This is a genomic window from Alloyangia mangrovi, assembly GCF_002300555.2.
Taxonomy (GTDB): domain Bacteria; phylum Pseudomonadota; class Alphaproteobacteria; order Rhodobacterales; family Rhodobacteraceae; genus Salipiger; species Salipiger mangrovi.
In genome coordinates this window covers 44,196-64,985 of record NZ_NTHN02000029.1, presented here as the reverse complement: position 1 = coordinate 64,985, position 20,790 = coordinate 44,196, and the positions used below count along the sequence as shown (strand labels likewise).

Here is a 20,790-nt window from a genome sequence, read left to right as displayed (position 1 = left end):
GGCCGGCGTGCCGAGCGCGCGGTCCATGCGCCCCGGCGCAGGGGCCGGCGGCGGCTGGCGCGGGGCATTCGCGCCCTGCCGCTGCTCATGAGCCTCGCACTTGGCCTCTGGGCGCTGACGACAAATCCCTTTGCCCAGCCCTTCCTTTCTGCCAGCGAGGCCGAGGTGCGCCGTGCGCTCGACATGGCGCTGGCGCAGACGTTGACGCCGGAACGGCTCGCGCAGGAGATCGGCGCGGCGCTGGCGGCGGAGGACCTCGACCGCATCGACATGCTGCTGCCGGTGGCGGCGCGCGTCGGCATCTCGCCGGACGTCGAGCAATCCGAGCAGATCGCTGCGCTGCGCGAGGAAAAGGACAGCGTCTGGGGGAAGGTGGAGGCCTGCGGCATCTGCGCCGCCGACATCGCCAATTGCCCGTCGCTGCAGATGCTGGCCTATTGCGGCATTCCGCTGGAGCTGACCCCGATCGGCGATCTCAACGCGCTGCGCCGGGCCGGGGGCGACTATTTCAGCGGCGCCGATGTGGACAAAGTCGAGGTGACGCTCGCCACGGTGGGCCTTGCCGCGACGGGCACTCTGGCGCTGACGGGGGGGCACCTCGGCGACGGTAAAGGCCGGGGCCACCGCGCTGCGCATGGGGCGGCGGCTGCGCACGCTGACGCCCTCCTTCCTCGATGAACTCGCCCGGCTGGCAGATCCCGCGATGTTGCGGCGTCTGGTCTCCGGTGCCGGCGAGGCCGCCGACACCGCGCGGCTGGCGCGGGCCGAGACGGTGGCGGGCGACGTGAGCCGCGTGGTGCGCAACAGTTCGATGACCGACGGCGTGCTGCTCCTGCGCCATGTCGACAGCGCAGAGGATGCGGCGCGGCTGGCGCGGGTCTCGGACGTGGCGGGCTCGGAGACGCGCGGTGTGATGGAGGTGCTCGGCAAGTCGCGGACCTTCCGCACCCTTGTGCGCCTGTCGGATCATGCCTTTGCCGCGGCGGCGCTGCTCTGGCTGGCCTTCGCGCAGGCGCTGACGGCGCTTGGCGGCTGGCTCGGAACACGGATGCTGCGCCCGGCGGCGCGCGGCGTGGCGACGCATCTCGAACGCTGATTTTCGGCGGTTCCAAAAGGGCGTTGCCTGCGCCAAGCCCCTGCGCCATGATCGCCGCGAAGGAGACCAAGGGATGCGCAAGTTTCTCGTCGTGCTGGATGACAGCCGCGAATGCCTCAACGCCATGCGGTTCGCCGCCATGCGGGCGGCCAAGACCGGGGGCGGGGTGGCGATCCTGTCGGTGATCGCGCCGGACGAATTCAACCACTGGATCGGGGTCGGTGACATCATGCGCGAAGAGGCGCGCGAGCGGATCGAGGCGCATTACGAGGTCTTTGCCAAGTGGATGCGCGACCGGCAGGGGGTCGACCCCGAGCTGGTGATCCGCGAGGGCGACCCAGTGACCGAGATCCTCGGGCAGGTGAACGATGACCCCTCGATCGGCGTTCTGGTGCTCGGCGCCGCTGCCGACAAGAAGGGGCCGGGGCCGCTGGTGACCTCGATGACCCGCAGCTCGGGCAGCCTGCCGATCCCGTTGACCATCGTGCCGGGCGACATGTCCAAGGAACGGCTCGAGGCGATCACCTGAGGGCAGGGGGGGCGGGCCTCGCGGGTATTTTAGAACCATTCCAAAACTTGACGTCCGTGCAGCGGCGGCGCATATAGGGGGCAGCCCGGAGAAAGGTATCTCGCAGATGTTCATCCAGACCGAATCCACCCCGAACCCCGCGACGCTGAAGTTCCTGCCGGGCCAGACCGTGCTCGACGCAGGCACCGCGGATTTCCCCAGCCCAGAGGGCGCTGAAACCTCGCCGCTCGCCAAGCGCCTGTTCGGCGTAAGTGGCGTCACCGGCGTGTTCTTCGGCAACGACTTCGTCACCGTGACGAAGGACGAGGCGGCTGACTGGGATCACGTGAAGCCCGCCGTCCTTGGCGCGATCATGGAGCACTTCCAGTCCGGCGAGCCCGTGATGGCAGGCGAGGCGCAGTCCTCGGGCCACAAGGAATTCACCGGCGAGGACGCCGAGATCGTCGGCCAGATCAAGGAACTCCTCGACAGCCGCGTGCGCCCGGCCGTGGCGCAGGACGGTGGCGACATCACCTTCCACGGCTTCGACCGCGGCGTGGTCTACCTGCACATGCAGGGCGCCTGCGCGGGCTGCCCGTCCTCGACGTTGACCCTGAAGATGGGCATCGAGAACCTGCTGCGCCACTACATCCCCGAGGTCACCGAGGTGCGCCCGGTCGCCGTCTGAGCGTCCGGTTGCATCCATGAGTGATCTCCTGATCCTGTCGTTCGACACATCGGCCGCGCATTGCGCGGCCGCTTTGCTGCGCGGCGACACGGTGCTGGCCGCCCGCGCCGAGGAGATGGGCCGCGGCCAGGCCGAACGCCTGATGCCGCTGCTCGAGGAGGTGCTCGCCGAGTGCGGCGTCACCTGGGCTGATCTCGACCGCATCGCCGTGGGCATCGGGCCGGGCAATTTCACCGGCATCCGCATTTCCGTTTCGACCGCGCGCGGCCTGGCGCTGGGGCTGGGCAAGCCCGCGACGGGGATCAGCACCTTCGAGGCGATTCACCTCGACGCCCCCGACGCGCTGGCCGGGGTGCCGGCGCCGCGCGGGCAGATCTACGTGCAGCGCCAATGGGGCACGCCTGAGCTGGTGCCCGCTGAGGGTACCGAGGCACTGCTGCCGCCTGAGCCGCGCGAGCTGGCGATCCGCATCGCCCGCGCCGCCGCGCTGAAGGAGCCGGGCCAGCGCCCCGCACCGCTCTACATCCGCCCCGCCGATGCCGCGCCTTCGCGCGATGCGGCACCGCGCCTGCTGGACTGAGCCGGTGCGCCTCTCGGCCGAGGAACTCGCCGCGCTTTCGGCGCGCGCCTACATCCACATGCACCCCTGGAGCGCGTCTGCCTTCGCGGGCACGCTGGAGCAGCCCGCGTCACTGCTGGTAAGCGAGGCGGACGGCTTCGTGCTCGGCCTCGTGGTGCTCGACGAGGCCGAGATTCTCGCCCTGGCAACCGACCCCGCGCAGCAGCGGCAGGGGCTCGGGCGGCGCCTGCTGCAGGCCTTCGAGGTCGCGGCGCAGGCACGGGGCGCGGAAACGGTGTTTCTCGAGGTCGCGGCGGCAAATATTCCGGCGCAGGCCTTCTATTCCGCCTGCGGCTACACGTTATCCGGGCGCCGGAAAGGCTATTATCGTCATGCGGATGGCAGCCGCGACGACGCGCTGCTCATGCGCCGGGCGCTGACCTGAGGTTACATGTCACGAAGCGCCAACCCTGTGCGCAGACTTGCAAAAACCTGTTGACCCTCCGGTAGGGCACAGGATTAATCGGGCATGATCTGCCACAGTGCAGTCCAATTCGCGGGCCAAGCCAAAGACGCCCGCAAGTCCAGACCCGGGAGCAAGACATGACGTTCATGAAATCCATCCTCGGCACCGCCGCAACGCTGGCCCTGACCGCCGGCGCCGCGCTGGCGGATCCGGCGCTGATCTACGATCTCGGCGGCAAGTTCGACAAATCCTTCAACGAGGCGGCCTACAATGGCGCCGAGATGTTCGCCAAGGAAACCGGCGGCTCCTACAAGGATATCGAACTGCAGTCCGAGGCACAGCGCGAGCAGGCCCTGCGCCGCTTCGCCGAGGCCGGGTTCAACCCGGTGGTGACCACCGGCTTCTCGATGTCCTCGCCGATCGCCTCGGTCGCCGCGGACTACCCGGACACCAAGTTCGTCACCATCGACGGCTTCGTCGATCCGGCCGAGCACCCGAACGTTCTGTCGATCCTCTTTTCCGAGCATGAGGGGTCGTACCTCGTCGGCATGCTGGCGGCGATGGCCTCCAAGTCCGGAACTGTCGGCTTCGTCGGTGGCATGGATATCCCGCTGATCCGCAAGTTCGCCTGCGGCTACGCCCAGGGCGCCAAGGCGGTGAACCCCGACATGAAGGTCATCTCCAACATGACCGGCACCACCCCGGCCGCCTGGAACGACCCGGTGAAGGGTTCGGAGCTGACCAAGGCGCAGATCAGCCAGGGCGCCGACGTGGTCTTCGCCGCGGCAGGCGGCACCGGTCTCGGCGTTCTGCAGACCGCCGCGGACGAGGGCATCCTCTCGGTCGGCGTCGACAGCAACCAGAACTACCTGCACCCGGGCAAGGTGCTGACCTCGATGCTCAAGCGCGTCGACGTGGCCGTGTCCGAGGCAATGACCGCGGGCACCGAGCTGGAGACCGGCGTTCAGGTGCTGGGCCTGGCCGAGAACGGCGTCGGCTATGCGCTCGACGAGAACAATGCCGAGCTGATCACCGACGAGATGAAGACCGCCGTGGATGCCGCGCGCGAGAAGATCGTCGCGGGCGAGATCGAAGTTCATGACTACTCGGCGGATGACAGCTGCCCGGCGCTGAACTTCTGATCCGGACTTGACGAGCGGGGGGGGCGGCTGCTGCCGTGTCCCCGTTTTCTCTTTCGTGTGGCCCGGTTCTTCGGTTACAGGAGACCGGGCCGTACTTTCCAATGCCGCGAGGCTTCGCATGAACGACACCCCCGCCATCGAGCTGAAGGGTATTTCCAAGGCCTTCGGCCCTGTCCAGGCCAACAAGGACATCTCGATCCGCGTGATGCCCGGCACCATCCACGGCATCATCGGCGAGAACGGCGCAGGGAAATCGACGCTCATGTCGATCCTCTACGGCTTCTACAAGGCCGACGCTGGCGAGATCTGGGTCAACGGATCGCATAAGGATATCACCGACAGCCAGGCCGCGATCTCGGCGGGCATCGGCATGGTGTTCCAGCACTTCAAGCTGGTGCAGAATTTCACCGTCCTGGAAAACATCATCCTCGGCGCCGAGGACGGCCCGATGCTGCGCCCCTCACTGGCGCGCGCCCGTGGTGTGCTCAAGCAACTGGCCGAGGAATACGAGCTCTCGGTCGATCCCGACGAGCTGGTGGAGAACCTTTCGGTGGGTCACCAGCAGCGGGTCGAGATCCTGAAGGCGCTCTATCGCCAGGCCGACATCCTCATTCTCGACGAGCCGACCGGGGTGCTGACCCCGGCCGAGGCCGACCATCTTTTCCGCATCCTCGACCACCTGAGGGCCGAGGGGAAGACCGTCATCCTGATCACCCACAAGCTGCGCGAGATCATGGAGATCACCGACACGGTCTCGGTGATGCGCCGCGGCGAGATGACCGCCACCGTCAAGACCGCCGAGACCTCGCCCGAGCAGCTCGCCGAGCTGATGGTCGGGCGCAAGGTGCTGCTGCGCGTCGACAAGACGCCGGCGCAGCCGGGTGAGGTGCTGCTTGACGTGCAGAACCTGCGCCACGTCGATGACGCCGGGGTCGAGCGCCTCAAGGGGGTGTCGTTGCAGTTGCGCGCCGGCGAGGTGCTGGGCATCGCCGGGGTCGCCGGCAACGGCCAATCCGAGCTTCTCGAGGTGCTCGGCGGCTACGCCGATGCCTCCGGCGCGGTCACCATGAAGGGCGTCTCGCTGCCGCTTTCGGGCGCTGGGGCCGATGGCAGCGCGCGGCGCAAGGCCGGCATCGGCCACGTGCCTGAAGACCGCCAGGAAGAGGGGTTGATCATGCCCTACACCGCCTGGGAGAACACCGTCTTCGGCTACCACCGCGATCCGCATTACCAGTCGGGCATGCTGATGAACAACGCGCGGATCAAGGAGGAAGCGCAGGACAAGATGACCCGCTACGACGTGCGCCCGCCGAACCCCAATCTCGCGGCGCGCAACTTCTCGGGCGGCAACCAGCAGAAAATCGTGCTGGCGCGCGAGATCGAGCGGGACCCCGACGTGCTGCTGATCGGCCAGCCCACCCGCGGCGTCGACATCGGGGCCATCGAGTTCATCCACCAGGAGATCATCCGCCTGCGCGACAAGGGCAAGGCGATCCTGCTGGTCTCAGTCGAACTCGACGAGATCTTCTCGCTCTCGGACCGCATCGCAGTGATGTTCGACGGGCAGATCATGGGCGAGCGCATGCCGGGCGAGACGGACCAGACCGAGCTCGGCCTGCTGATGGCCGGGGTCACCGAAAGACCCGAGGGCAAGCTCATCGACGCGGTGGACGCCTCGCTGAAGGAAAAGGAAGCGCGCGAGGCTCGCCAGCATGACTGACCGCGCGCCATCCTCATTGCAAAAATACTCCAGCCGGAGGCAGCAGCGCCTGGAAGGCGCCCGCCGGACCGGCAAGACCAACGAGGTTCCGAATGGATAAGATGCCCGCTTGGGCCGATGCGGTGCTCGTGCCCCTGATCTCGATCCTGCTCGCGGCGTTCCTGTCGGCGCTGGTGATCCTTGCCATTGGCGAGAACCCGGTCGAGGCCTTCAAGCTGATGGTCGACGGCGCGTTGATGCGCAGCACCGGCTGGGGCTACACGCTCTATTACACCACCAACTTCATCTTCACCGGCCTCTGCGTCGCCGTCGCCTTCCACGCCAAGATGTTCAACATCGGCGGCGAGGGTCAGGCGATGATCGGCGGACTTGGCGTGGCGCTGGCCTGCCTCTTCATCCCCTTCCCGCATTGGTCCGTGGCGCTGATCGTGGCGACGCTCGCCGCCGCCGCTTTCGGCGCGGCCTGGGCCTTCATCCCGGCTTGGCTGCAGGCGAAGCGCGGCAGCCACATCGTGATCACCACGATCATGTTCAATTTCATCGCCGCGGCGCTTCTGAACTACGTGCTGGTCAACCTGCTGCGCCCTGTCGGTGCGATGGAGCCGGCGACGGCGAACTTCCCCGCCGCCACCCACCTGCCGACGTTCCAGGACATGTTCGCCTCCGAGGGCAACCCGCTCTTCCGCGGCTCGCCGGCCAACGTCACCTTCTTCCTCGCCGTGGCCGCCTGCGTCGCCTTCTGGGTGCTGATCTGGCGCACCAAGCTGGGCTACGAGATCCGCGCCTTCGGCCACTCCGAGAGCGCCGCGCGCTACGCCGGGATCTCGCCGGTGCGCATCACCGTGATCGCCATGCTGATCTCCGGCGGGCTGGCCGGGATGATGGCGCTCAACACCACCATGGGCGAGGCCGAACGGCTGGTGCTCAACGCCACAGAGGGCGCGGGTTTCATCGGCATCGCCGTGGCGCTGATGGGCCGCTCGCACCCGGTGGGGGTCTTCCTCGCGGCGCTGCTCTTCGGCTTCCTCTATCAGGGCGGCGCGGAGCTGGCGCTCTGGACCAATATCCCGCGCGAGTTGATCACCGTGATCCAGGCGCTGGTGATCCTCTTCACCGGGGCGCTCGACAACATGGTGCGCCTGCCGCTTGAAAAACTCTTCCTCGCCACGCGCCGGAGGTCCTCGTGATGGATTACGCGACGCTTCTTCAGGTGCTCGACTCGACCGTGCGCCTCGCCACGCCGCTGCTTCTGGCCTGCCTCGCGGGCCTATTCTCGGAACGCGCGGGCATCGTCGACATTGGGCTCGAGGGCAAGATGCTGGCCGCGGCCTTCTTCTCGGCAGCGATCGCGGCGATCACCGGCTCGGTCTGGCTCGGCCTGCTGGCGGGCATTGCCGCCGCGCTGGTCATGTCGGGCATCCACGGGCTGGCCTCGATTACCTTCCGCGGCAACCAGCTGATCTCGGGGGTGGCGATCAACTTTCTCGCCTCGGGGATCACCGTGCTGATCGCGCAGGACTGGTTCAGCCAGGGCGGGCGCACACCCTCGCTCATGGGCGGCGGGCGTTTCGAGAGCATCACGCTGCCCTTCGCCGAGGCGCTGCGTGGCGTGCCGATCATCGGCCCGCTCTATTACGAGCTGATCTCGGGGCATTCGATCCTTGTCTACGTCGCCTTCCTGATGGTGCCGCTGACCTGGTGGATCCTCTTCCGCACCCGTTTCGGCCTGCGCCTGCGCGCGGTCGGCGAGGCCCCAGAGGCGGTGGATACCGCGGGCGTCTCGGTGGTCGGGCTGCGCTTTGCCGCCATCGCCATCTGCGGTCTGCTGACCGGCCTTGCGGGCGCCTATCTGGCCACCGGCCTGCAGGCGGGCTTCGTGCGCGAGATGACCGCGGGCCGCGGCTACATCGCGCTGGCGGCGCTGATCTTCGCCAAGTGGCGGCCCTGGTATGCGCTCTATGCCTGCCTGCTCTTCGGCCTGCTGCAGGCAGTGGCGCTGCGCTATCAGAACATCGATCTCGGCGGTTTCATCATCCCGGTGCAGGTCATGGACGCGCTGCCCTACATCCTGACCGTGGTGATCCTCGCCGGTTTCGTCGGAAAGGCGATCCCGCCGCGGGCGGGCGGCGAGCCCTACGTCAAGGAGCGCTGACCCCGCGCGCCCCTGCCGGAGCAGTCCGCGGGGCGGCAGCGTCCCAAAGGGCGTATTTGGAAAGAGAAGAAGGGGGAGGCGGCGCGCCGCCCCTCTCCCCCTCGCGCCCCCCCTGCGCTTCTTCTCTTTAAAAATACGCAAATCCTTCGCGCGCCGGCCGCGCCGCGCCGGGGCTGTGGGAAAACCGCCGCGGCGCAGCGTAATGCGGCGCGTGTCACATCGCCGCCCGTTGCCAAATCATCGCCGCGCAAGCAAGGTCAGGCCATGCAGATCTACCTCCCCATCGCCGAGGTCTCGGTCAATGTCTTCCTGCTCTTCGGCCTGGGCGGGATCGTCGGCGTCCTGTCGGGCATGTTCGGGGTCGGGGGAGGCTTTCTGATCACCCCGCTGCTGTTCTTCATGGGCATCCCGCCGGCGGTTGCCGTGGCCACGGGTGCGAACCAGATCGTGGCGAGCTCGATCTCCGGCGTGCTGGCGCATTTCAAGCGCAAGACGGTGGATCTGCGGATGGGGCTCGTGCTGCTCGCGGGAGGCCTCGTCGGGGCGGCGCTGGGAGTGTGGATCTTCAACCTGCTCAAGGAGTTGGGGCAGGTCGACCTCTTGGTGCGGCTCTGCTACGTGGTCTTCCTCGGCATCATCGGCGGGCTGATGTTCATCGAGAGCGTCAATGCCATCTTCAAGTCGCGCAAGGGTGCGGCGCCGAAGCGCCGCCATCACGGCTGGGTGCACGGGCTGCCCTTCAAGATGCGCTTCCGCACCTCGGGGCTCTACATCTCGGCGATCCCGCCGGTTCTGGTGGGGCTCTCGGTGGGTGTGCTCGCTGCGATCATGGGGGTGGGCGGCGGCTTCATCATGGTGCCGGCGATGATCTACCTGCTCGGCATGCCGACCAAGGTGGTGGTCGGCACCTCGCTCTTTCAAATCATCTTTGTCAGCGCCTTTACCACCCTGCTGCATGCCACGACCAACTACACGGTCGACATCATGCTGGCGCTTGTGCTGATCCTCGGCGGGGTGATCGGCGCCCAGATCGGCACCGCCTTCGGCACCCGGCTGAAGGCCGAGCAGCTGCGCATCGCGCTGGCCTCGCTGGTGCTGCTGGTCTGCGGCAAGCTGGCGCTCGATCTCTTCATCACCCCCTCCGAGCTCTACGAGCTGGTGTCGCGATGAGGGTGCTTGCGGCTGTCCTGCTCCTGCTCGCCGCGCTGCCCGCACGGGCCGAGGAGGTGGTGATGGGGCTCAGCCAGTCGAACGTGTCGATCACCACCGACTTCGACGGCTCCGACATCCTCATCTTCGGCGCGGTCAAGCGCGAGGTGGCGATCCAAGAGGAGCCGCCACTGCAGGTGATCGTCACCGTCGAGGGGCCGCTAGAGCCGGTCACCGTCTGGCGCAAGGCGCGCAAGCTCGGCATCTGGGTCAACGCCGAGGCCGTCGACGTCGACAGCGCGCCGGGCTTTTACGCGGTCGCCACCTCGGCGCTCTGGGCCGAGAGCATCTCGGCGGTGGAGGATCTGCGCCACAAGGTCTCGATCCCGCGCGCCATCCGTTCGGTCGGCGCACCGATGGAGATCATGGACAGCGAGGCCTTCACCGAGGCGCTGATCCGCGTGCGCGAGCGGCAGGGGCTCTACAGGGTCGAGGAAGAGAGCGTCGAGCTGCGCGAGTCGACGCTGTTCGACACCTCCATCTCGATGCCGGCCAACATCTCGGAGGGGCGCTACCTGTCCCGGGTCTTCCTGACCCGCGCGGGCAAGGTCGTCTCGGTGCATGAGAGCGAGATTCAGGTCGGCAAGGTCGGGCTGGAGCGCTGGCTCTTCACCCTGTCGCGGCAGATGCCGCTGGTCTACGGGCTGCTGTCGCTGGCGATCGCGGCGCTCGCCGGCTGGGGCGCCTCGGCACTGTTCCGGGCGATCCGTTCGGGATGAGCCGCCAGCCCCCCGGAACCCGCGCCGACTATTGCGCCTTCTTTCCCATCGCCACGCGGTGGAAGGACATGGACGCCTACGGGCATCTCAATAACGCCTCCTACCTGTCCTACCAGGACACGGCGGTGACGCTCTGGCAGCTCGAGGCGGGGATGGAGATCTACCGGCCCGGCGGGCTTCGCTTTCTTGCGGCGCAGAACGGCTGCACCTACCATGCCGAGGCACGCTTCCCGGACGTGCTGCATGCCGGGGTGCGCTGCGGGCATCTGGGGCGCAGCTCGGCGCGGTTCGAGGTGGGTTTCTTCCGCAACGACGACGACCTGGCCTGCGCCGAGGGGTTCATCGTGCATGTCTCGGTGGACGGCAAAACCCGGCCCGAGCCGATCCCCGACCGCTTCCGGCCGGTGATCGAGGCGATCATGCGCCGCGGCTGAGACGGGGTCTTGGGCCGGAAAAGCGCCGGCCCGCATCCCGGTAGAGAGAAGGAGACACCGATGAGCACGCTTCCCGTCGATCCCCAGCGCTTCCTCGGCGACCTGCACATGCTGCGCTCCTTCGGCGCCACCGGCACCGGCAAGGGCGTCTGCCGCCCGGCCTTTTCCGAGGCCGATCTCGCAGCGCGCGATTGGCTGGCCGGGCGCATGGAGGAAGCGGGGCTGCGGGCGCATTTCGACCCGGTGGGCTCGGTCTTCGGGCTGGTCGACGGGCCATCGCTGCTGATCGGTTCGCATTCCGACAGCCAGGTCGAGGGGGGTGGCTGGATGGTGCGCTGGGGGTGATCGCCGGGCTCGAGGTGGCGCGCGCGGCGCAGGAGTCAGGCGGCCCGCCGGTGTCCTGCGTGTCCTTCCAGGACGAGGAGGGGCGCTTCGGCGTCACGACCGGCAGCGCGATCTGGGGCGGCAACATCTCTCTGGCCGAGGCCGATGCGCTGAAGGCGCCGGATGGAACCCCCCTTGCCGAGGCGCGGAAAAGGCTGGGCGCACGCGCCGGGGCGTTTCTTGATCCCGACCGGTTTACCGGCTTTCTCGAGATGCACATCGAGCAGGGGCCGGTGCTCGACACCGAGGGCGGCAGCCTTGGTGTGGTCGATGCGATTGTCGGGCTGCGCAACCTGACAATGTCGCTGAAAGGCGCGCAGAACCACGCGGGCACCACGCCGATGCACCTGCGCAAGGATGCCTTTCAGGGGCTTGCGGCCTTTACCACCGCGCTCAACGACCGCTTCCGCAACGTGGTGACCCCGGCGACGGTCTGGACCATCGGTCACGTCGAGCTGCACCCCAACGCCCATGCCATTGTCCCCGGCGAAGTGCGCTTCACCCTGCAATGGCGCGACGGCTCACCCGACCGTCTCGACCGGATGGAGGCCATCGCCCGCGAGACGGCAGAGGAGATCAGCGCCGAGCGTGGCCTCGGGCTGGAGTTTGCGCCGATGCTGAAGCTCGCGCCGATGACCATGGACGCCCGCCTGCGCAAGGCGCTGGAAGAGGGCGCCGAGGCGGCTGCGCCGGGCGGCTGGCGGGTGATGCCCTCGGGCGCGCTGCACGATGCGACCAATCTGTCGAACCTGATGCCCGTGGCCATGCTCTTCGTGCCCTCGATCGGCGGCGTCAGCCATGATTTCGCCGAGGACACGGCGGAGGCGGACCTCGTCACCGGGCTGAAAGCGTTGGCCGCGGCGGTGAGCGCGCTCGGTTGACGGCGGGAACCGGCGCGGGGCAGCGGCGTTTGTTCGGTGACACAGATCGGAGGACCGAGCCATGAAGGATGCCCCAATCGCGCCGAAAGCGATCACCGCGAGCCCGCAGCAACTCGATTTGCTGAACCACCTGCAGGCCCGCAGCATCGGCGCCCGCGGCTGGTTCGACGAGATGGTCGAAAAGGCCGACCCCGAGTTCCGCTTCGTCGCCGTGCGCTTCCACGGGCTGCACGTCGAGCAGGTCCAGCGCCTGACTTCTCTGATCACCGCCGTGGGCGGCGACGCCGACCCCTCGGACAACATGAGCGCCGCGCTGAAGCGTGCGGGCCTCTCGGTGCGCGCGGTCTTCGGCGGCATCGACGGCGACATGATGGACCGTATCCGCGAGTCCGAGGCCAAGGTGCTCGCCGGCTTCACCGAGGTGATCAAGGCCATGGAGCCCTCGCGCTACCGCGATGAGCTGGTGCAGATGCAGGCCGAGCTTCAGGACCTTCTGCAGGCGGTGCAGGGCGAGGAACGCTCGCTTCCGGAAGATCCGAAGGAAGGGTGAGCCCCACTCAGCCCCACTCTACATCCCCGAGGAAGATATACCCGGCGCCGTAGATCGTCTTGATCAGGCGCGGGTTTTTCGGATCCTCACGGAGCTTCGTGCGCAGGCGCGAGATGCGGACATCCATGGCCCGGTCGAAACTCTCGCCCGCCGCTCCGCCGAGGCTTTCCTGCATGTGTGCCCGGGTGATCAGCCGTTTCGGGCTTTCCAGAAACAGCCGCAACACCTCTCCCTCGGCATGGGAAAACGGCGTCTCTTGTCCCTCGGCATCTTCCAGCGCGTAGCGGTCGAAATGCGCGGTCCAGCCGACGAAGCTGGCGGTCTCGCCCCGCGAGGGCGCAGCGCGCGGGCTGCGCAGCCGGGCACGCACCCGGGCCACGACCTCGGCCGGATCGAAGGGCTTGATGATGTAGTCGTCGGCCCCGAGCTCGAGCCCGGTTACCCGGTCCTGCACCTGCGCCCGTCCCGAGACGATGATCACCACCGCCCCCTGTTCCAGCGCCAGCCGGTGCACGAGGCTCAGCCCGTCGCGATCCGGCAGGCTCAGGTCGACCAGGCAGACGTCGGGCGTGGCGCGCTTCAGCGCCGCCTCGAACTCGGTGGCGCGGGCGAAGGCCATGGTGCGGAAGCCGGCCTCGGTCAGCGCCTCCGACAGGATCGCCCGGATCGCCGGCTCGTCGTCAAGGATGGAGATCAGCGGCGCGCTCATGCGTGCACCCCGTTCAGGAAGGTGGCGAGCTGGCCTTGGGTGAAAGGCTTGGCGATCACCGGGGCCGCGGCCTCGGCGGCGGCGCGGCGGGGATCGCCCGGCGGCAGCGAAGTCATCAGCCGCACGTCGAGCCCGGGCAGGGCAGCGGGAAGGGCCGAGCCGGGCTCGTCCCCCTCCAGCATCAGGTCCGAAAGCACGAGGTCGAGCGAAAGCCCCTCGGCCAGCGCCCGGGCCTCGGCGACCGAGCTCGCCTCGACAACTGCGTGGCCAAGCCCGGTGAGCATGTCGCGCAGCTGGGCGCGCAGCTCGGTGTCGTCCTCGACCAGCAGCGCCAGCCCGCGCGGACGATCCGGCGCGCTCGGCGCGCGGCGCAGCGGCAGGCGCAGCGTCACCCGGGCGCCGGGGGCAGCGTTGCCGATCTTGATCGTGCCGCCCGCCAGCTTGACCATGTCATAGACCATCGCCAGCCCCAGCCCCGAGCCGGACCCTCCCTTGGTGGTGAAGAAGGGATCCAGCCCGTGCTTCAGCGCCTCGGGCGAGAACCCCGGGCCGCTGTCGCTGACCGCCAGCTCGAGCCAGGTGTCCTTGACGCAGCGCATCTCGACCCGGATGTGCCCGCCTCTCGCCCTGCAGGCGTCCCGCGCGTTGAGCACGAGGTTCAACGCGGCGTCCTGCAGGAGGCCGCGGTCGAGCAGGAAGGCGCCCTCGGGCGCGGGGGCAATCTCCAGCATGACGTTCCCGGGCAGGGTCGGGCCGGTCAGCACCTGCAGATCGCGCAGGAAATCGCCGGGTGCCACCGCCTCGGGGGTCCAGGCGCGGTGCGAGGTGATCCCGGCGATCCGGTCCAGCAGGTCGCCGCCGCGCCGCGCCGCCTGCAGCGTGCCCGCGGCGAGGTCCGCCGCCTCGGGCGGCAGCTCCATGCGCACCAGCTTCGACTGCATGCCGAGGATGATGGTCAGCAGGTTGGAGAAGTCATGCGCCAGTCCCGAGGTGAGCTGCGCCGCCAGCTCGCGCCGACGGGCGTGCTGCAGGGCGGCGCGGGCCTGCGTCTCTTCGGTCACATCGAGCGAAAGGATATAGACCCCGCGCTCCGAAGGATCGGGGGTGAAGACCGCGCGGATCCGCCGCGAGGAGCCGTCGTCGGTGAATTCGAAGATGCTCTGCGTGCCTTCGAGCGCGCGCTGCAGATGCGGGCGCACCTTGGTGTAAGCGGGCCCCAGCGCTTCGGAGACATGCAGCCCGATGATCTCCGAGGGGCGACCCGGCATCACCTGCGACAGGCGGCGGTTGGAATAGGTGTAGCGCCCCGCGGCATCGACCCGGGCGATATGCGCGGGCATCATCTCGGTGGTGAGGCGGGTGCGCGCCTCCATCTCGGTCAGCTCGCGCCGGGCCTCTTCCAGCGCGGCATTGGTCGCGGCGAGCTGGCGGTTGCTGGCGGCCAGTGCCTCGGCGCGGCGGATCACCTCCTCCGACAGCAGCTCCGAGCGGGTACGCAGCAGCGCCTCCTGCGCCTTCACGGCGGTGATGTCGGTATAGACGGTCACCCAGCCGCCCTGCGGCAGCGGTGCCCCCTCGACCGAGATGGTCCGGCCGTTGGCGCGCGTGCGTTCCATGTAATGCGGCGCAAAGGCGCGGGCCTGGTCGACCCGGGCACGGATGAAGTCCTCGGGATCGTCCACCGTGCCATATTCGCCCGCATTCACGAGGTGGCGGATGGTTTCCTCGAAGCAGGCACCGGGCCGGGTGAGCCGTTCGGGCAGGTCGAACATCTGCGCGAAGGGGCGGTTGCAGACGGCCAGCTTCAGCTCGCGATCATAGATCGAAAGCGCCTGCTGGATCAGGTTCAGCCCCGCCTGTGTGAGCGCGTCCTTGTCCATGAAATCTCCTCCGCCCCAAGGGCTAGCACCCTGCCGCAACCGAGAGAAGCGCGCCGCGACGTCGCAGGGGATCCTGCCTTTTCTTCTAGGCAAAAATATCCCGGGGGAGTCTGCCGCAGGCAGGCGGGGGCAGCGCCCCCATCGCTGCCGCGTTACAATTCGTTAGATTCGGGCAAAGATCACGAAAACATTGACGCTCAGGCTGGCCGAACCCCTTAATGGGGCTGACTCGCAAAATAGCGCGTCCCAGACTGCGGAGGAGGCGGCCTGAGACGTCCGGGAGACGACAAAATCCCGGGAGCCTAGGGAGGAGACACTTTGGCTTACATGTCCGAGGGCGCGGAAGGTCTGCGCTCCGTTCCGGCCCTGTTGCAGCGCAACGCCACGCGCTTTGCCGGCCGTCCCGCCTATCGGGAGAAGGAGTTCGGCATCTGGCAGAGCTGGAGCTGGGCCGAAACGCAGGAGGAGATCGAGGCCTTTGCGCTCGGTTTGCTGAACCTCGGCGTGGCGCCGGGCGACCACGTGGCGGTCATCGGCCGCAACCGTCCGACGCTCTACTGGGCCATGGTCGCGGCGCAGATGGCCGGGGCAGTGCCGGTGCCGCTTTACCAGGACGCGGTGGCCGACGAGATGGAATACGTCCTGCAGCACTGCGGCGCACGCTTCATCATCGCCGCCGACCAGGAGCAGGTCGACAAGGTCATCGAGATCCAGGACGACCTGCACCAGTTCGAGCACATGATCTACGTCGATCCGCGCGGCATGCGGAAATACGACCACCGCGCGCTGCACGACTACGCCCACGTTCAGGCGCAGGGCCGCGCCGCCCGGGATGAGCTGATCGGCGAGCTTGATCGTCGCCGCAATGGCCTGGGCTACGACGACACCTGTGTGATGCTCTACACCTCGGGCACCACCGGCAAGCCCAAGGGCGTGGTGCTGTCGAACCGCAACATCATCGAGACCGCCAAGTCCTCTTCGGAGTTCGATCACCTGACCCCCGGTGAGGAGGTCCTTGCCTACCTGCCGATGGCCTGGGTCGGCGATTTCATCTTCTCGATCGGGCAGGCCTACTGGAACGGGTTCTGCGTGAACTGCCCCGAGTCCGCCGAGACGATGATGACCGACCTGCGCGAGATCGCGCCGAGCTATTATTTCGCCCCGCCAAGGGTTTTCGAGACGCAGCTCACCCAGATCATGATCCGGATGGAGGACGCTGGTGCGATCAAGCGGAAGCTCTTCCACCACTTCCTGAACCACGCCAAGGTGGTCGGGCCGAAGATCCTCGACGGCAAGCCGGTCGGTCTACTGGAGCGTCTGCGCTACGCGCTTGGCGAGTTCATGGTCTACGGGCCGCTGAAGAACACGCTGGGTTTTTCCCGGGTCCGTGTCGGATACACCGCCGGCGAGGCGATCGGGCCGGAGATCTTCGATTTCTACCGGGCGCTGGGGATCAACCTCAAGCAGCTCTACGGCCAGACCGAGGCCTCGGTCTTCATCACCCAGCAGCCAGACAACGAGGTGCGGCCCGACACCGTGGGCGTGCCGTCACCCGGTGTCGAGATCCGCATCGCCGAGAGCGGCGAGGTTTTCTACCGCTCGCCCGGCGTCTTCGTGGAATACTACCAGAACCCTGAGAGCACCGCGGGCACCAAGGACGCCGAGGGCTGGGTCGCCACCGGCGACGCGGGTTTCATCGAGGAGGCGACGGGCCACCTGCGGATCATCGACCGGGCCAAGGACGTGGGCAAGATGGCGGATGGCGCGCTCTTCGCGCCCAAGTACGTCGAGAACAAGCTGAAGTTCTACCCCAACATCCTCGAGGCCGTGGTCTTCGGCAACGGCCGCGACCGCTGCACCGCCTTCATCAACATCGACCTGACGGCGGTCGGCAACTGGGCCGAGCGCAACAACATCGCCTATGCCTCTTACCAGGAGCTGGCGGGGCACCCGCAGGTGCTCGACACGATCCAGCGTCATGTCGAGGAAGTGAATGCCTCGGTCGCACAGGACGAGATGCTCTCGGGCTGCCAGATCCACCGTTTCCTCGTGCTGCACAAGGAGCTGGATGCGGATGACGGCGAGCTGACCCGCACCCGCAAGGTGCGCCGCAATATCATCGCCGAGAAATACGCCGACCTGCTGACCGCGCTCTATGACGGCTCGGAGAGCATCTACACCGAGACCGAGGTCACCTACGAAGACGGGCGCAAGGGACGGATCAAGGCGACGCTGGCGATCCGCGATGCGCAAGTGGTGCCGGTGGCGCCGATGAAGGTGGCGGCGGAATGATGGACGGGTCGGATCTTGGAATTCTGGGGAAAGACGAAAGGCGGGACGCCGTGAAGGATGCCAGCAAGGGCCGCGAGAAGGACGAGGGCTACGTTACCGAAGACGGACGGCAGATCGGCGGCGTGTTGATGGAGTTGCGGAACATCACCCTCAAGTTCGGCGGGGTTGTCGCGATCAAGGACATTTCCTTTGACATCCGCGAGGGGGAAATCCGCGCGATCATCGGGCCGAACGGCGCCGGCAAGTCTTCGATGCTCAACATCATCTCGGGCTTCTACACGCCGTCCGAGGGCGAGCTCTGGTACAAGGGGGCCAAGCGCCCGCCGATGAAGCCCTACGAGGTGGCACGGCTGGGTGTGGCGCGGACCTTCCAGAACATTGCGCTCTTCGAGGGGATGACGGTGCTCGACAACGTCATGACCGGGCGGCTCACCCACATGAAGGCGGGCATCGCCAGCCAGGCGATCTGGTGGGGCAAAGCCCGCGACGAGGAGATCGCCAACCGCGAGATCGTCGAGAAAGTCATTGATTTTCTTGAGATCCAGAACATCCGAAAGACGCCGGTGGGGCGGCTGCCCTATGGCCTGAAGAAGCGGGTCGAGCTGGCGAGGGCGCTCGCGGCCGAGCCGTCACTCCTGTTGCTCGACGAGCCGATGGCGGGGATGAACGTCGAGGAGAAGGAGGACATGAGCCGCTTCATCCTCGACGTGAACGACGAGTTCGGCACCACCATCTGCCTGATCGAGCACGACATGGGCGTGGTCATGGACCTCTCGGACCGGGTGGTTGTCATGGACTACGGCAAGAAGATCGGCGACGGCCCGCCCGAAGAGGTGCGGAGCAATCAGGACGTGATCGACGCCTATCTCGGCGTGGCGCATTGAAGGAGCAGGCGACATGCTGAACGACATCTTCATCCAACCCTTTGCCGACATGTTCGGCGCGCCGGATTTCCTGCTGCAGGTGCTCTGGGAGGGACTGGTCTCGGGCATCCTCTACGCGCTGATCGCGCTCGGCTTCGTGCTGATCTTCCGCTCGAGTCGGATCTTCAACTTCGCGCAGGGCATCATGGTGGTCTTCGCGGCGCTGACGCTGGTCGGCCTGCATGCCATGGGGATCCCCGCCTGGATCAGCGTGGCGCTGACGCTGGCGGTGATGTTCGTCCTCGCGGTCAGCATCGAGCGGGTGGTGCTGCGGCCGCTGGTCGGTCAGCCGGACATCATCCTCTTCATGGCCACCATCGGCATCACGCTGTTCCTGATCGGCTTCGGCGAGATCATCTTCGGCGGCGAGAACAAGGTGATGATCACCGAGGAACTCGGCATCCCGACGGACTCGGTGGTGCTGGAACCCTGGGGCGGGCTGCTGATCCTCGAGCAGAAGGACATCACGGCGGTCGTCGTCGCGGGTCTGCTGGTGGTGGCGCTGCTGCTCTTCCTCGGCAAGACCCGCATGGGCCGCGCCATCCGCGCGCTTGGCGACGACCACCAGGCGGCGCTTTCGGTCGGCATCTCGCTGCAGACGATCTGGGTGCTGGTCTGGTTCATCGCGGGCATCATCGCGCTGGTGACAGGCATCGCCTGGGGCGCCCGCGCCGGAGTGAGCTTCGCTCTGGAAGTCATTGCCTACAAAGCGCTTCCTGTTCTCATGCTAGGCGGACTCGAAAGCATCACCGGGGCGATCATCGGCGGGCTGATGATCGGCATGCTGGAAAAGCTCTTCGAGATTTACTGGGGCCAGCCGCTGATGGGCGGCAATACCGAAACCTGGTTCGCCTTCGTGCTGGCGCTGATCGTGCTGCTGTTCCGTCCGCAGGGACTGTTCGGAGAGCGCATCATCGAAAGGGTCTAGACCGGCTCCCGGTGCCGAAGCGGTGCCGGGAGGAACTCAACGCAGACGAGCGCCCGCAGGAGGCGGGCCTTTGTCGAAGAAACCAAGGGGGGAGAACGAGATGGCGAAACTTGTGGCGATCCTGAACGTGGTGGCCTGGGCGGGCTTCTGGGCCTTTGGCTACCTCGCGCTGACCGGTACCGAGGGGCACGTAGTTCCGGCGCTGCTGCTGGCGGCGGCGGGCGGCGGAGCGGGGCTCTGGGCCTGGTTCTGGCTGGTGCGGCACTCCGAGGCGATCGGTTACGCCGTGCCGCCGAAGCGCGCCTATCCGGAAGAGACGCACGAACCCGTCTGAGCGCGGTTCGGAAGAGACAAGAGGACCGCAGGATCGGGGAAGAGGAGCCCCGCGCCCGCGGCAGGACCTGAAGGAGCGGCATCGCAGGGTGCCGGGAGAGGGAGAGACGGATGCTCTATCGCACGGCGGGGCAATTCAAGACGAGCTACAAGTCGGACATGGCGCTTTTCCCGGTCCGCCAGGACGCGGTGCTCTTGATGGTGATCCTCGGTTTCGCCTGGGTGGTCTTCCCGCTCACCGCGAGCGAGTTCGCCTTCCAGACATTGCTGATCCCGATCCTGATCTACGCGCTTGCGGCGCAGGGGCTCAACATCCTGACGGGCTACGCGGGGCAGCTGTCGCTCGGGACCGCGGCATTCATGGGGGTTGGCGCCTATGCCTGCTACAAGCTGGTGACGCTGTTCCCCTGGATGAACCCCATCGTGGCGATCCTGCTCTCGGGCATCTTCAGTGCGGGCGTGGGTGTGGCCTTCGGCATTCCTTCCTTGCGGATCAAGGGGTTCTACCTCGCAATTGCCACGCTGGCGGCGCAGTTCTTCCTGGTCTGGCTGTTCGAGAAATGGGGCTGGCTTTACAACTACAACGCCTCTGGCGCGATCCAGGTGCCGAACCTCGAGATGTTCGGGCACTACGTCGCCGGGCCGCAGGCGAGCTCGATCACCCAGTATTACGTGGTGCTGGCGGTCGTCACGCTGATGACGGTGCTCTGCATCAACCTCACCCGCGGCACCCTCGGACGGAGCTGGAAGGCGACGCGCGACATGGACATCGCGGCCGAGCTCATCGGCATCAACCTGATGCGCTCGAAGCTCACCGCCTTTGCCGTCTCGTCTTACGTGGTCGGCGTGGCGGGTGCGCTCTTCGTCTTCATGTGGCGCGGCGCCGCCGAGCCCAACCTCTTCGACATCCCGCTGAGCTTCCGTATCCTGTTCATCGCCATCATCGGCGGGTTGGGGTCGATCCTCGGCAACTACCTGGGCGCCATCCTCATCGTCGGTCTGCCGGTGGTGCTGGGAACGGTGCCGCAGGCGCTGGGGCTGCCGGTCAGCTCGGCCATGGTCGAGCATCTCAACATCATGATCGTCGGCGCGCTCATTGTCTTCTTCCTGATCATCGAGCCGCACGGGCTCGCACGTCTCTGGGCGCTGATCCGGGAGAAGCTGATCATCTGGCCCTTCCCGCACTGAGGAGACGCGGGCCGGGCTTTCCATATCAT

20 protein-coding genes and 2 pseudogenes are annotated in these 20,790 nt (G+C 67.2%); 20 read left to right on the top strand and 2 right to left on the bottom strand.

The window, feature by feature from the left end:
• From CLG85_RS16030 to CLG85_RS15960, 15 genes and pseudogenes are all read left to right on the top strand, one after another.
• Window positions 1–678 (top strand): annotated as a pseudogene (locus CLG85_RS16030) (hypothetical protein); the annotation flags it as partial.
• Entirely contained in the window at window positions 635–1,096 is a 462-nt protein-coding gene (locus CLG85_RS16025) for a hypothetical protein (RefSeq protein WP_260349582.1), read from the top strand. The pseudogene CLG85_RS16030 and the gene CLG85_RS16025, both read left to right, overlap by 44 nt.
• Window positions 1,097–1,169: 73 nt before the next feature.
• Window positions 1,170–1,625, top strand: a complete 456-nt coding sequence (locus tag CLG85_RS16020) for a universal stress protein (protein ID WP_095884415.1) — start codon at window positions 1,170–1,172, stop codon at window positions 1,623–1,625.
• 106 nt (window positions 1,626–1,731) lie between these two features.
• The gene (locus CLG85_RS16015; RefSeq protein ID WP_095884416.1) at window positions 1,732–2,292 is read left to right on the top strand and encodes a NifU family protein; all 561 of its coding nucleotides are present in this window, start codon (window positions 1,732–1,734) and stop codon (window positions 2,290–2,292) included.
• A gap of 16 nt (window positions 2,293–2,308) precedes the next feature.
• Window positions 2,309–2,872, top strand: coding sequence for a tRNA (adenosine(37)-N6)-threonylcarbamoyltransferase complex dimerization subunit type 1 TsaB (gene tsaB, locus CLG85_RS16010; RefSeq protein ID WP_260349581.1), 564 nt, complete (start codon window positions 2,309–2,311; stop codon window positions 2,870–2,872).
• A 4-nt stretch (window positions 2,873–2,876) separates the two neighbouring features.
• Complete coding sequence (rimI, locus tag CLG85_RS16005) at window positions 2,877–3,296, top strand: ribosomal protein S18-alanine N-acetyltransferase (protein WP_260349580.1); 420 nt, start codon at window positions 2,877–2,879, stop codon at window positions 3,294–3,296.
• Window positions 3,297–3,454: 158 nt separating this feature from the next.
• The gene (locus tag CLG85_RS16000) at window positions 3,455–4,459 is read left to right on the top strand and encodes a BMP family lipoprotein (protein WP_095880434.1); all 1,005 of its coding nucleotides are present in this window, start codon (window positions 3,455–3,457) and stop codon (window positions 4,457–4,459) included.
• Between the two features lie 118 nt (window positions 4,460–4,577).
• Window positions 4,578–6,179 (top strand): ABC transporter ATP-binding protein, encoded by a 1,602-nt coding sequence (locus CLG85_RS15995; RefSeq protein ID WP_095880435.1) that lies wholly within the window; start codon window positions 4,578–4,580, stop codon window positions 6,177–6,179.
• A gap of 92 nt (window positions 6,180–6,271) precedes the next feature.
• Entirely contained in the window at window positions 6,272–7,366 is a 1,095-nt protein-coding gene (locus CLG85_RS15990; protein ID WP_095880436.1) for an ABC transporter permease, read from the top strand.
• The gene (locus CLG85_RS15985; protein ID WP_095880437.1) at window positions 7,366–8,331 is read left to right on the top strand and encodes an ABC transporter permease; all 966 of its coding nucleotides are present in this window, start codon (window positions 7,366–7,368) and stop codon (window positions 8,329–8,331) included. Before CLG85_RS15990 ends, CLG85_RS15985 begins: the two co-directional genes overlap by 1 nt.
• 264 nt (window positions 8,332–8,595) lie before the next feature.
• The gene (locus CLG85_RS15980) at window positions 8,596–9,501 is read left to right on the top strand and encodes a sulfite exporter TauE/SafE family protein (protein WP_095880438.1); all 906 of its coding nucleotides are present in this window, start codon (window positions 8,596–8,598) and stop codon (window positions 9,499–9,501) included.
• Window positions 9,498–10,259: a TIGR02186 family protein gene (locus CLG85_RS15975; RefSeq protein ID WP_095880439.1), complete on the top strand. Its 762-nt coding sequence runs from the start codon at window positions 9,498–9,500 to the stop codon at window positions 10,257–10,259. Before CLG85_RS15980 ends, CLG85_RS15975 begins: the two co-directional genes overlap by 4 nt.
• On the top strand, window positions 10,256–10,693 hold the full coding sequence (locus CLG85_RS15970) for an acyl-CoA thioesterase (RefSeq protein ID WP_095880440.1): 438 nt from the start codon (window positions 10,256–10,258) through the stop codon (window positions 10,691–10,693). Before CLG85_RS15975 ends, CLG85_RS15970 begins: the two co-directional genes overlap by 4 nt.
• 60 nt (window positions 10,694–10,753) lie before the next feature.
• A pseudogene (locus tag CLG85_RS15965) lies at window positions 10,754–11,958 on the top strand (hydantoinase/carbamoylase family amidase).
• A 61-nt stretch (window positions 11,959–12,019) separates the two neighbouring features.
• Window positions 12,020–12,508 carry a DUF2383 domain-containing protein gene (locus CLG85_RS15960; protein ID WP_095880441.1) on the top strand — a complete coding sequence of 163 codons (489 nt, stop codon included), beginning with the start codon at window positions 12,020–12,022 and terminating at the stop codon, window positions 12,506–12,508.
• A gap of 7 nt (window positions 12,509–12,515) precedes the next feature.
• Here CLG85_RS15960 and CLG85_RS15955 read toward each other — a convergent pair whose 3' ends face one another.
• Both CLG85_RS15955 and CLG85_RS15950 read right to left on the bottom strand, forming a co-directional pair.
• Window positions 12,516–13,217 carry a response regulator transcription factor gene (locus CLG85_RS15955; protein ID WP_095880442.1) on the bottom strand — a complete coding sequence of 234 codons (702 nt, stop codon included), beginning with the start codon at window positions 13,215–13,217 and terminating at the stop codon, window positions 12,516–12,518.
• On the bottom strand, window positions 13,214–15,097 hold the full coding sequence (locus CLG85_RS15950; protein WP_260349578.1) for a PAS-domain containing protein: 1,884 nt from the start codon (window positions 15,095–15,097) through the stop codon (window positions 13,214–13,216). Before CLG85_RS15950 ends, CLG85_RS15955 begins: the two co-directional genes overlap by 4 nt.
• Window positions 15,098–15,424: 327 nt before the next feature.
• Here CLG85_RS15950 and CLG85_RS15945 point away from each other — a divergent pair, with 327 nt between their 5' ends.
• From CLG85_RS15945 to CLG85_RS15925, 5 genes are all read left to right on the top strand, one after another.
• Window positions 15,425–17,389 carry an AMP-binding protein gene (locus CLG85_RS15945; protein ID WP_095880616.1) on the top strand — a complete coding sequence of 655 codons (1,965 nt, stop codon included), beginning with the start codon at window positions 15,425–15,427 and terminating at the stop codon, window positions 17,387–17,389.
• 128 nt (window positions 17,390–17,517) lie between these two features.
• Complete coding sequence (locus CLG85_RS15940; RefSeq protein WP_235865281.1) at window positions 17,518–18,273, top strand: ABC transporter ATP-binding protein; 756 nt, start codon at window positions 17,518–17,520, stop codon at window positions 18,271–18,273.
• Window positions 18,274–18,286: 13 nt separating this feature from the next.
• The gene (locus tag CLG85_RS15935; protein WP_095880617.1) at window positions 18,287–19,240 is read left to right on the top strand and encodes a branched-chain amino acid ABC transporter permease; all 954 of its coding nucleotides are present in this window, start codon (window positions 18,287–18,289) and stop codon (window positions 19,238–19,240) included.
• Between the two features lie 100 nt (window positions 19,241–19,340).
• The gene (locus CLG85_RS15930) at window positions 19,341–19,574 is read left to right on the top strand and encodes a hypothetical protein (protein ID WP_095880618.1); all 234 of its coding nucleotides are present in this window, start codon (window positions 19,341–19,343) and stop codon (window positions 19,572–19,574) included.
• A 110-nt stretch (window positions 19,575–19,684) separates the two neighbouring features.
• Complete coding sequence (locus CLG85_RS15925; RefSeq protein ID WP_095880619.1) at window positions 19,685–20,761, top strand: branched-chain amino acid ABC transporter permease; 1,077 nt, start codon at window positions 19,685–19,687, stop codon at window positions 20,759–20,761.
• The last annotated feature ends 29 nt before the right edge of the window (window positions 20,762–20,790 follow it).